Genomic DNA, 12,732 nt, shown 5'->3' with positions numbered 1-12,732 from the left:
AATTATGAATTATTTTGAAACAAACACCAGCTCCTCTAATTCTAGTGCCAGCTCATTTACTAATAATTCCGGTACTATTATTATGTTTGTGCTCCTTGGTGTTGTAGTATTGGGGCTTTTAGGTTTTATTCTTTATTCATATATTCGCGATAAAATTAAGGTTAAAAAAACCAAAGCCGAAATTCAACAATTTACAATTGAATCAAAACAATATGCAAATGAAATCACTGTAGAAATTAATGAAATTATTCAGCTTAATAAAAGAGAATTACAAGATTTTCAAGTTAGTGTAGGAAAAGTTAAAATGTCAGATATTAACCATGCAGCAAGTTATTTAATTAATGACTTACTTGAACGTGATCGTTTTAAGCGTTTTATCATGGCAAATAAAGAACAACACATGGATTTTTTAAAACATTTAAATAATTTAAAAGAAATTAAACCAAATAGTTGAGATAAGAAAATTTTAGATAGTCTTAATTATTTTGAAAAAAAATATCAAGAATATCACCAAACACTTTTGGATCATAGTAAAGTAAAAAGTGACCAAGAAAACATCAAACAAATTTATGATTTTGAAATTCAAAAATCAATTAGCAAAAGGGAGAGAGAAAATGCCAAAGCATAAAATTCCCAATCTTTTAACTTTTGTTAGAATTTGTTTGGCTTTTTTAAGTGTTATTTTTATTCTTCCATTTGGTTTTGATTTATTTAGTGAATTAAGGATATATTTTTATAAATTTGGATACACCATTTTTCTTTTAATTATCTTTAGTGCAGCTATGATTACTGATTTTGTAGATGGTTATTTAGCAAGAAAATGAAATGTTGTTTCAAGCTTTGGTAAGCTTTGAGATCCACTTGCAGATAAAATGATAACTATTGTTGCTTTAATTTATCTTCTTATAATTAATATGTTTAATCCAGCTTTAGTTATTTTAATTGTTATTCGTGATTTAGTGGTTGATGGATCACGTGTTATTATGAGTAAAAATAATATTGAAATTCAAGCTTCTAAATTAGCTAAAATTAAAACTTTTTATATTTCAATCATTATTTTATTTGCTTTACTTTTAGCAAGCATTTATCAAGGAATTAATGTAGGTATAATTAAAGAGAATTTAAATGATGCCAATTTTTTAGGAGCTATTCCTGAGTTTTCTTTTTTTAGCTATACAAAATATCTTGAGTTTGTAAGTAATTTATCAGTATTTTCATCAAACTTTAGTCAAATTAACTTCTTTTTAGCAATTAGCATCATTAACTTTTTGACTCTTTTAGGAGGAGTTATTATTAGTTATATTTCAGGAATTCAATATTTATTGAAAATAAAACTTTATTTTCTAAAGTAAAGACTTATCAAATCTTTACTTTTTTTATTCACTTTTAATACTAAAATTAAGACAAAAAAATATTTTTTAATCATTCTAAAATTTTTCTTCTTTTTTCTTTTATTTTTTAATTTTTATGAGAAAATATAGTATTTACGCAAATTTTTTTAAAATTTTTTGCAAAAAAAAAAAAAAGAATATTATTTATATAACCAAAAAAGCTTATATATTTTAAATATTTTTTTAAGTATATACAAATATATAAAAACAATTCTATTAAATTAAAAAAGCAGGGGATATTTTATGAAAAAGCAATGAAAAAAGTTTTTATTAGTTAATTCGCTTTTGGCGATTGTGCCTTTATCAGTGGCATGTAATACAAGTAATAAAAATAGTACAAATAGCACAGAATTAAATTCAAAACCAGAAAATAAAAATCCAGAATCTAGTTCTAATACTGATAATAGTGATATTCAAGATATTATTAATAAAGGTGGAACAGTAGAGGATGATAGTGCCAATCTTCCAAATATGAACCCAAATGGAAATCAAAGCAACAATTATGCAAGAATTCCAGGAAAACCTGATAATGCAGATACGCCAGAATATAAAAATGCTAATACAGAACAAAAATATTATTTTGATGCTGAAGCATATTCCAAAGCTTTAAAAGAACACCTAGAAAGTAATGGATTAGATTTAAAAATTCCTTCGGATATTAATCTTCAAGATTACAATAAAAAAGCTAAAGAAGAACTACAACCTACTTTTACCGATGCTTACTATCAAAATTTTTCATATTACAATGGAAAAGGTTTGGTAGTTAATCCAATTGGAAATTCGACAAGAAGTGGTCACTGAAACTCAACACCGGGTAATCGTGGTAAAGCAAGATACTTATCTAATTCACTATATAAAGATGCGGCTTTACAAACATATTCAATTATTTTTACTAACGAACGCAAAAAGGTAGGTTCAGAAGATAATGATTATTTAAATCATTATGGAACGGCTTGAATTTTGGATTACAAACTTGAAGAAGGACAAAAGTACCCCTTAAAATGATATATTGCTACTAATGTCCATGTTGCAGAAGCGCTTATAAAATCTCAAGGTGACCAAAGTGTTTACCAAAATATAAAAGATGGCGAAAAGCAAGCTCGTGAGCTTAAAGAAGTTTCGGATCAAAGAAAAAAATGAGAAAAAGCATATCTTGATAAGGTAGAAGGTTTTGCTCAAGAAGCTAAAGAAAAATGAAAAAATAGCTTAGAAACCCAAAAAACATATAATGAAAAATCAAAAACAAGCAAACAAGAAGCAAATCAATGATTAAAAAATGAATCTGAAAAAATATATGAGCAGACAAAAAGTATTCCTAGACGTGATATTAATGAATTTAAAGAATGAGCAAAATATAAGATACAAGAAGACAAACTTTTAGAAACGAATAAAGGAATTACTTCAAGTATTTCTCTTGTGCACTTAAATGATAATGCTAAGTTACATAAAGAATTATCTGTTAATGAACAAAATAGTTATTTTGAAAGTTTTCTTTTTAAACCTGATCAAATGAAGATTGTTTATGCTGGAACTAATTTTCTAAATAGTCATCCTAAAGATTATTTAGAACCTAATAGTCCTTATAAAGACTACGAAGAAATGGCTGATTTTGCAGTAATTGAAGTTGATTTTAGCAAATTAAGTGAATATACAACTTTTACAAGCGAAGGAAAAATCCAAGAAGTTAAAGAAATCATAGAAAGAAGCGGATCACGAGCAATCACACCTGAAGATATTGCTCAAATAGCTACTTCAAATTATGCAAATCAAAAAGATAAACAAATTAAATTTGCAACTAAATCTCTTTATAAAGACTACAAAAACCTTAAGGATACAATTATTCCAAAAGAAAAATTTACTCAAGATTCACAAATTTTACTTGGTGATGATGAAAAAATTCGTTCAAAACTTAATTGAGATTTTTTAGCTGTTGGATATCCACTTGCTACTACCGATAATCAATTAAGCCCAGAAGATCAATATAAATATAGATATGCAATACAAGCTAATGCTAGTTTATGAACAAACAAACCTAATAGAGAAAATTTCCCAAGTGAGCTTGGAAATGGATTAACAAATGCAGTAACATTTAGAAGTTTTGCTGATAAAAAAGGTATTTCGGATATTTTAATTGTTAACCCAATAATTAAGCCAGAAAAGAAAGAGGGATTTGTTGTTGATGGCATTAAGGAAAAGGATGCCGAATATAAAGGTGATCACTATCTATTATATGGTTTAGGTTATTCACTTGCATCATGAGAACCTCTTGGAGGCTCATCAGGATCATCTGTTCGTGATATTGATAATAATATATATGGTATAAATTTCTTTGCTGGAACATCTCAAGGTTTTTCAAATGTTTCGCTCATTGCCGCTTTTAGAAGTGAAGGAATTGACTATCATGGATTCTATGGTAAATATAATCTTGAACAATATGACTTAATTTATGGTGGAGGAAAAAACCAAAGAACTTCATATCGTCAAGCTTTACAAAAACTTTACGGTGATAACTATAAAACTAATTTATTCCAAAAAGGAACTAATGTAATTCCAGAAGAATATAAATTTAAAAATTAGGAGCGGGATAATGATTAAAGCTAAAAAGAAAAAGTTAATTATCTTAACATCAACAATTGGTTCGACTGTTCTTTTTGGTGCAGTTGTTGGATCTTCAGCTTATTTAGCAAATAAAGATTCTAATGCAGGTCAAGAAACTTTAAATTATGAGCGTGGAATCAATCCAATTATTGCAAAAGACCTTAATGAAAAAGAATTATCAAATATTGATGTTCAAAGAGAAATTGAAAAACAATTTGTTGAAGTTGTTTTGGATTTTATTGATATTTTTGACAACAAAAGTATTAAAAAAGTTACTCTTCAAGTAGATAAAGAAGAGCTTGATAAATTTAATTTAACACCACAATTGCCAGAGGATTATATTCTTGCAGGTAGTGATGAAGGTAAAAATCCGGGTGCATTTAAATTAGAAGAAGGTTTAAACAAAATTTATGTTAAAGAAAAACCTGTTCATTTAGAAACAACTTTAGTTTTTACTTTAGATAAAAAGGAAAAACCAGAATGAACTAAAATTATTGTTTCAACTTCAAAAAGAGATGTTATTAAAGTTGAGAGTAATTTACCACAAGGATACCGTTTAAAAAATAGTGATGAAAAACCAGTTGTTAATTTAGGTCAAAGAAATGTTTTTGAAGTTGAAAAAATTATTAAAGAATTTTCAACAACTATTAATTTTGTTACTAAAGATAAAAAAACAGTCAAAACTTTAACTGTTAAAACATTTGATGATCAAAAAATTTCACTTGAAGAAAGAATTCCAGAAGGTTACATTCTTATTGGGACTCCTCAAGTTAAAATTGGTGAAACTAATAATATTCAGGTTAGTGAAATTGTTACAACAATTAAGTATAACTTAAATGGCAAAGTTCACGAAACAAAAGTTGTTAAGTCTAAAAAAATAACTGATACTATCGATGCTAATTCCTTTGTTCCTAAAGGTTATCATATTTTAGATCCTGAAAAAGGTACTAAACTTAAAGTTAACCAAGAATATAGTTTTGAAATAGCAAAAGATCAGGTAAAACACGAAACAACCTTGATTTTCAAAGATTCTGAGAATAATAAGGAATTTAAAGTGGGGCCTATTGTTACATTTGATGATCAAGTTGTACCTATTCAAAGTAATATTCCTTCTGGTTACCGTTTTGCAAAAGAATATGATTTTAATCAAAATCAAATTCAATTAGATAAAGAAAATATCATTCCAATTGAAAAAATTAAAACAACTGTTACCTTTAAAGATCGAAATGATGGTAATAAAATCATCAAAACAGATGCAATTGATTATAAAGAGAAATATCAACCGGTAAAAATTGAAACATTATTGCCTGAAGGATATAAATTTATTAATCAAGAAGATGCTAATAAACTTGTAGAACAAGGTAATCAATATGAAATTTTTATTGAACCAATAATCAAAAAAGTTACTACAACATTAAAGTTTATGAATGGAAACCAACTTATAGATACAATTAGGGTAATTACAGAATCAAACCAACAAATTAATGTAGAAGAACAATTTGCAAAATCTACATATGCTAGAGAATATCAATTGCAAGATTCGGAAAAATCAAAAACAGTAAAAGTTGGTGAAGATAATACTTTTAATGTTGTGAAAAAAGTTGTAGAACAACCTAAGCCTACTATAGAACCAGAACCGGAAGTAAATATAACCCCGGCACCAGAGCCAGAGACACATCCTCAAAGTAAACCGGTAGAGGATCCTACAGAAGATATCGAAACACAAGTTAGTCAAGCTATTGCTGCAAAAGGAAGAGATGTTTCTCCGAATGAAAACGCTAATTTAGATTTTGCTTTATTAAAACCAGATCCTCAACCTTCTTCATCTAAAGGTGTATCAAGTAAAATTAGAGGAGTTGTTGATGCTGCTTTATCTAATTTATCAAATTTATTAAGTAATTTACCTCAAAATCTAACTCAAGAGCATATTCAAAAGTTTGTTAAGAATTTTAAAGATATTTATGAGCTGCAAGTCGATATTAATGGTACACCACTAAAATTAAATGAATCACTTGCTGAAGATCTTATTAAATATATGGCTGAGAATCCTGATAAAAAACAGATTTTCCTTTCGACTCTTCGTATGGCAGAATCTCAAAAACAATCTAATTATGAGGAAGGAATGGTTCCTGCTTTTGGAGTTTGGCCTTCAGAAATTGGTGGTTATAGATTTACATATGTTAATATTAAAGATAATTATGTTGTTCAACATATGATTAAACAAAATGAAAACCGTGTTTTGTCTTCTTCAAGAGCAGAACAAAGAACACCATATCAACTTAGAAATGATGAATATTACGGTTGAAATAAATTTAATACCACAAGCCAATATGAAAAATATGGAGCAAGTGCTTATGATGGAATTACCGTAAGCTCATATTATCCTTCAGATGATAATAAATTTGCTAAAGAACAAAATAAAACCCAGATGAACATAATAACTCTTGATGCATCTAATAAAAGAGGTTATGATAAATTCCTTCAAGTTATTAACAAAATGATTTCTGGAGGAGAAAAAATAAATGGAATTACCATCAAAAATATTGGTAAGGGTTCATTTTCGGCTGATTTTACAAATCTTCTAAAAAAATTACCCGCACATATAGAGTTATTATCTCTTTATCTTCAAGATTATGATGCAACATCTCTTATTGGACTTAAAGATAAAATTATTGATGAATTATCAATTAGTACAAGCTTAAACCCTCTTAGTGATAAATGAGCAATGGATCCTCTTTCTTTTGGTGGCGTAAAACATTATAGCTTTGATTATGTAAATAATAATTCAGGTTATGATAGAACCGAAGAAATTCCGGGTTCAATTATCTTTAATACTCTTAAATTTAGCTCAAGCTCAAGTAAAACAGATATTCAAAAAGGATTTAAATTGGTATTTGATACTAAAAAACAATTTAGACTATATCAAGGGGCATTTGGTGATGGTTCATGACCTACCAATTTAGATTTTTCTCTTGTATCTAATGTAAAAAGCCTTGAAGGATTCCCTCTTTATGGAAGAGTATTTAAGCTACTAACATTAAATGCAAAGCTAGGGGATAGAGTATTTGAAGTTGATCTTAAAAACCTAAATAAACAACAATGAAAAGCATTAATAGTTGCAGGTCCTGAAAAAGCTCAAATGGACTTTAAAACAACAACAGGAAAACTTGTTGATATTAATACATATTACATTAAAGGTAATGTGTCAGATTTTGGTCAAGATTGAAACCAAGAATTATATGGATTATTCCAAGCAAGTAAAAACTTTTTAAGAACTATTTATGTTGATAATGAAGCGGTTGCAAGAGTAATTCGAAGCAGCCAAGCTTATGGTCAATTAAATGGAGCAACAATTCAAGTAAAACCAGAAGATTACAACACATCAAGTGGGTCAGGAGTAAAATTTGACTAGTTTATCCTTATTTTTTCAAAATCCAATAGCTTCATTTAAGCGAATTGATTTAACAAACAAATCTTTTTATAAAAAAATTATTTTACTTTTTTCTTTTATTAGCGCACTTATTTATTTATTTATTATCCCTCAATTTTTAAACTATCAAGATCTTTTTGATGCTACTAGCGTTACTGCAAAAGCAGAAAGTTTTAGCACATTAATGCATTCTAGTATTTTTGTTTTTGCTAGTTTTGCTTTTTATTGATATAACTATCGATATTTAGATAATAATATTCAAAAGCTAAAATATTATTTCCCTTGATTTATTATTTATTTACTCTTTGGAGTTTTAAGTGGATTGCTTCTCATTTTTTGAAAAGAATTCGATAATTATTTACATCTTGTTTTAAAGTCAGTTTTCCTAATATTAATATGAATAATTAATTTTGCTTACGAAACTTATTATGAAGTTTTAAAATTTAAGTCAAGCCCTATTAGTAAAAAAAGTTTTGTCTTTTTTATTGTTGCGCAAATTAGCAAATTAATCACGTTGGGTATAGGGATTTTAGCGTTATTTTTCTTTGTAACTAGTCTAGATTCAAGCGGAAAAATCGTTTTCTTAAATAAAAATAATTTATTCTATGAAAATGATTTTGTTAAAACTATTCAAAATACATTTTTCAGTGGAGAATCGCTTTCTGTTTTATATTCATTACTTGTTGCTATTGCCTTTGCTGTTTTATTTATTTTATTTCACTTTAATTTTTGGTTCGGTAATTTTAAAGAAACTAGAATTAAAGTTTTTGTTAAAAATTTAACTTTTTTTAGTTTTTCAGTTATTTCGGCTCTTGTTATTTGATATTTTTCTTACTTCTTTATTAATAAATATGAACAAGGAATTATTGAAAAGCAAAAACTTTTATTCTATCCTTTTATTATTTATTTTGTAATTAACTTTGCCCTTATTTTTGGAATAGTATTTACTAGCAATTATAGAAAAACAAGATCTGTTATTATTCCTAATTTAATAAGTTTAACCACTATTTATTTTATTCTTTCATCCTCATTGTTGCTTGTTTTTGAGTCAGTTTGAGATGATTTACTCATGAGAAGCGTTAATTATTTAGTAACTATTATTAGCTGAATTGTAATATTCTTTAATTATAAAAAATACAATAATGACATCGCTACAATTCATCGTTTGCAATTTTTAGTGATTATGCTTTCAATTATTTTTATTATAGTTACAGATAATTTAAATGTCATTTTATTATCGCAAAAACCAAGTAATTACGCTCTTAATGTAATTCCTGTGCCTCTTAAAATTTCTGATTTTGCATTGCTACTTATACTCTTGGTTAATGTTTCTATATTACTTTACAATGCTATTAAATTAGCAATTTCACTTAGTGTTGTAACTTTAGAAATTAGAAAATCACAAAACTCAAATATCAAAGAAGGTCATTATGAAAATTAAATTAAAACAAAATTCTAAACAACAATTACTTTTTGATGAACACATGATTGCTTACCAAGAGAAAGTATTTGAACCATATTTTAACTTAGCTAAGCAATCTAATCTAGTGTCAAATTCAACTTTTATTAATCAAGCTAAATTGATTTTAAATTATTCAGAAAAAATTGAGCGCTTTCAAAAAATATGAACTTCACTTCAAGATGCTGTATCAAGTAAAAAAACAGTTATTTTTGATTCCTTTAAAATAATTTTTACTCGTGATTTTCGTTTTTCGCTTGTGAATTTAATTCCAAATATAACTTATTTAGAAGCTCCTAATAATGTTTCTAGTGTTGCTTTTACTTCTGAATTTTTAGAAGAAAGAAATGAATATTTTGATGTTATTAATTCATTGATTGATAACATTGTGCTTAAATTAAAAAATCCTCTTGAGATTCTTCCTGGTTTAATTTTATTTTATGATTATGGTCAATCAAATATCAAATTAGTCTTTTCACCGGATTTTTTAGGCGATGAATTTAAAAAAGTTACAGAACAAATTCAGTAGTTTAAATAAAATTGCAACTATAGTTGAAACTGAAAAGAATGTTACTTTAATTAATATTTTACGATTATCAAAACAAAACATTCTTTATTCTAACCATACTATGCAATCAAAATATCTTATTGACCAAATCATGAACCAATATGATTTAAACCATCCATTTTTAAAAACCAGTAAATACAAGGATAAATATCCAACCCTTTGAATTTACATTACTGAAGAAGAAAAATATCAGACTAACCCATATTTTAAGCAAGAAAAATCAATGTTAAGATATTTTAATATATCTAGAGATGCAATTGTTGCAATCGGAAAAAGAGCCAATGATTTTGCTAAAAAGAATAATTTTAAAATTGTTTTTACGGCTCAAGAAAATGATGTTGAAACTTTAGCGCAAGTATTGCCTAAATTTATCAAATCATTTTTGGAACTTAATCAATATTGTAATGTTAATTTTGTTCTTAATTCATCAAAGGTTAAAATGGACGCTGTTCCAGTATTGCCACTTGATTCATTTAACTTAAAGTTAGATTTAACTACCAACTTTATTCCTGAAGATATTCAATTTAATAAATTAAAAGTTTACCCTAATGTTAATTTGTTTATCAACAGTCAAATTCATTCATATTTAACTTTTGTTACACTTACTTTACTTAGTGAATCAATTATCATTAGTGAAAAATACAAATTGGTTGCACAAAATCAAAAAATTAATGATTTAGAAAAAAAACAAAGTGATTTAAAGCGGCAAATTATGCGTGAAAAACGTGAACTTGAAATTGAACAAATGTCAATTTTAAGTAATAAAAAAGACTTACTACATAACCAAAAAGGAGGAGAATATGAGCAAAATACCCGTTAATTTTATTTCCTCAGATAATAAGGTTATTAGTAAAGATATCAATAAATTAGAGATTAATGTACAAAATCAAGATCTTTGAGTTTCTTTTGAAAAAGGATCAATTGGCAGTTATGAACAATGTTTTTTTAGAATTTTAGATTTAAATAATAAGGAACATTATTTTGTCTTAAAAAATGTTTTTCTACGTTATTTTAATGATGCTATTGAAATTTCATATAAAGATCAATTGAAAATGTATTATCAATCAGAAAGTTCTGATCAAATATTAGAACTAACTAAGTTATATAAAGAACAAAAAAAGAAAATTAAAAAAGCCCAAGCAGCAAGTGAATTAGGAGTTTCCTTGCAAGAGCAAGTCGAATTACAACAATTAGAAGAAGAAAATAATAAACTTAAATTACTAATTGATTTTGGTTTAGTTGAGCAAAATAAAGGAGAAAACTTATGAAAATAAGAAAAATTATTCTTTCAACAGTTGTTCCTTTAAGTATTGCCCCAACTACTTTAGTGGCATTATCGGCTGAACCTGGTGAAACACCTAAACCAGAGACCAATGATCCTGATTTTGCTAGCTTTGCGTCTAAGCAAGATTCATTAATTAAAGAATCAATTAAAGAATATGTCCAAAAAGTTATTAACGATCTTTTTGAACAAGCTCAAAATTTAATTAAAGACGAAGACACTTCAACAATTAAAGAAAATTATGCTAAAGCCCTTTATTATCAACAAGTTGCTTGATACTTAAAGGACAATCAAGAAAAAATTGTGCAAAACCCATATTCATACGGTTTTGAAATCGTTTTTCCTAAAATTTTAGGTACTCAAAAAACATATAAATTAGGAGAAGTAAAAGTAGGAGATAGAGTTTTTTCTGGAGTTTCAATTGGAACGAGCAAACCATATGATTATTCTAATTTACTAAAAAAAGATAACATTAAATTAGAAAAAGATAATAAAGTTAATTCAATTAATTTTGAAAACTTAGAAAAAACAACTAAAGAATATTTTGATGGATTAAATTCAGCAATTGAAGATATTTTTGTAAATAATGATGATTTACCTAAGTTTATAGAAGATTCATTAGAATTAGATAATGAACACCCTAGTTTTAAACTTAAATTGCCTGAAAATTATAATAATTGAAAAGATTATATTAAGGATAAAATTGGACAAAGAATTTTAAAATACGATTTAGAACAAAATGAAACTTTTAATAAACCAGAAGAAGAAATTGTACCTCCTTCTGTAGAGCCAATTTTACCAAATGAAGAACCAATTCAAATTGAGCTAAATCCACAAAGCATTAAACGTTTAAGTCCTTATGTTTCATACAACTTTTATAAAACTAACTTAGAAAATAGTTCTGAAAATGCAAATGATCTATTTTGGTTTAGAAATCCAATTTATACCCGTATAAATTACAATGTTATTGGTAATGATGGTCAAAAAGCTAAAGTTTTAATTTCAGATAAAAGCAACGAAAACCAAAGTGCAACTTATGATGCTTCAATTATTAAATATCCAGATGTTAATTATGCTGTTGGAATGCAATTATCTAATAAAATTATTGAACAAACCTATTTAAAATTTTATAAATCCATGGGGTTAGATTCATCTATTAATCTTCAAAGTTTAGGATCTAAAGATGTAGGTGGAACAGTATTTAATTTGATTAATGTTGCCATTAAAATTGTTAATGATGATAACAATGCTTTTAATAAATTATTAAATCAATTAATTAAGGATAATAAAGATTCTTTTAATGGTTCTAATTTATTATCAATTGATGAACTTTACAAAAATAATGAAAATAGTTCTTTTACTAAAAAAGTACAAACTTTATTTTTAACTTCTTTAAACCATTCAAATATTAGTGGAAATCCATATTGAAATTACTTAGGAAGTGGTTGAGAAAAGTTTTATAAGCGTTATGTAGAATATGTTCAATCACAAAAAGATACCATTAGAAAAAATTTCGATAATTCTAAGCACGATTTTAATTTACTTGAATCAGGGATTAATACTTTACGCAAAGATATTCTCACTTTAAAAGGGATTGGCCTTTTTAACGGGGTAAATGTTATTGAGCATTACAAACAAATTCTTGAACTTAATCAAAAAATTTACAAACAATTTAAAGCTTTAGGAGAAATTACAACTAACCAAGAAATTGATTTTTCTCTTCAAAGTCAAGTTAAAGATCGTTTTAGCAAAGGGATAGCTGAATTAAAAAACGAACCATACGAAGCTTCGAATTGACATAAAAATTTATTGTTGGTTTTAGGTGTTATTATTATTTTAATTAGCGTATTCTTTGCTATTTTAACACTTGTACTAATGTTATTTAAACGTAAAGGATTGTTAAAATTAAACATTAAGTTAATTCTTGCTTCATTGGTTGGATTAAGCACTTTTGTTGCTGGAATTATTATGACCTTATTAGGAATTTTCGGAGGATAAAATACA

The 12,732-nt window shown here is 26.5% G+C and carries 9 protein-coding genes; all 9 read left to right on the top strand.

All coding sequences use genetic code 4. The features are described from left to right. Positions 1-4: 4 nt before the first annotated feature. The 9 genes from Q349_RS01975 (at position 5) to Q349_RS01935 (ending at position 12,726) form a co-directional block, all read left to right on the top strand. Complete coding sequence (locus Q349_RS01975) at positions 5-628, top strand: MHJ_0274 family protein (RefSeq protein WP_036464524.1); 624 nt, start codon at positions 5-7, stop codon at positions 626-628. Next, a complete protein-coding gene (gene pgsA / locus Q349_RS03285; protein WP_051616754.1) occupies positions 615-1,352 on the top strand; it encodes a CDP-diacylglycerol--glycerol-3-phosphate 3-phosphatidyltransferase in 738 nt (245 codons plus the stop codon). Before Q349_RS01975 ends, pgsA begins: the two co-directional genes overlap by 14 nt. 282 nt (positions 1,353-1,634) lie before the next feature. Continuing rightward, a complete protein-coding gene (gene mip, locus Q349_RS01965; protein WP_051616753.1) occupies positions 1,635-3,968 on the top strand; it encodes an Ig-specific serine endopeptidase MIP in 2,334 nt (777 codons plus the stop codon). 10 nt (positions 3,969-3,978) lie between these two features. Continuing rightward, positions 3,979-7,401, top strand: coding sequence for a putative immunoglobulin-blocking virulence protein (locus Q349_RS01960; protein WP_036464521.1), 3,423 nt, complete (start codon positions 3,979-3,981; stop codon positions 7,399-7,401). Then, entirely contained in the window at positions 7,394-8,860 is a 1,467-nt protein-coding gene (locus Q349_RS01955) for an MSC_0624 family F1-like ATPase-associated membrane protein (protein WP_036464518.1), read from the top strand. The genes Q349_RS01960 and Q349_RS01955 overlap by 8 nt, the downstream gene beginning before the upstream one ends. Continuing rightward, entirely contained in the window at positions 8,850-9,407 is a 558-nt protein-coding gene (locus tag Q349_RS01950) for an MSC_0623 family F1-like ATPase-associated protein (protein ID WP_036464515.1), read from the top strand. Before Q349_RS01955 ends, Q349_RS01950 begins: the two co-directional genes overlap by 11 nt. Further along, positions 9,373-10,266, top strand: coding sequence for an MSC_0622 family F1-like ATPase gamma subunit (locus tag Q349_RS01945; protein ID WP_036464512.1), 894 nt, complete (start codon positions 9,373-9,375; stop codon positions 10,264-10,266). Before Q349_RS01950 ends, Q349_RS01945 begins: the two co-directional genes overlap by 35 nt. Beyond that, positions 10,247-10,720, top strand: coding sequence for an MSC_0621 family F1-like ATPase epsilon subunit (locus Q349_RS01940; RefSeq protein ID WP_036464509.1), 474 nt, complete (start codon positions 10,247-10,249; stop codon positions 10,718-10,720). Before Q349_RS01945 ends, Q349_RS01940 begins: the two co-directional genes overlap by 20 nt. After that, positions 10,711-12,726 (top strand): MSC_0620 family F1-like ATPase-associated subunit, encoded by a 2,016-nt coding sequence (locus tag Q349_RS01935; protein WP_036464506.1) that lies wholly within the window; start codon positions 10,711-10,713, stop codon positions 12,724-12,726. Before Q349_RS01940 ends, Q349_RS01935 begins: the two co-directional genes overlap by 10 nt. Positions 12,727-12,732: the final 6 nt, after the last annotated feature.

It is taken from the genome of Mycoplasmopsis sturni DSM 22021 (assembly GCF_000701485.1).
Lineage (GTDB): Bacteria > Bacillota_I > Bacilli_A > Mycoplasmatales > Metamycoplasmataceae > Mycoplasmopsis > Mycoplasmopsis sturni.
This window is presented reverse-complemented; position numbering and strand designations above follow the sequence as displayed.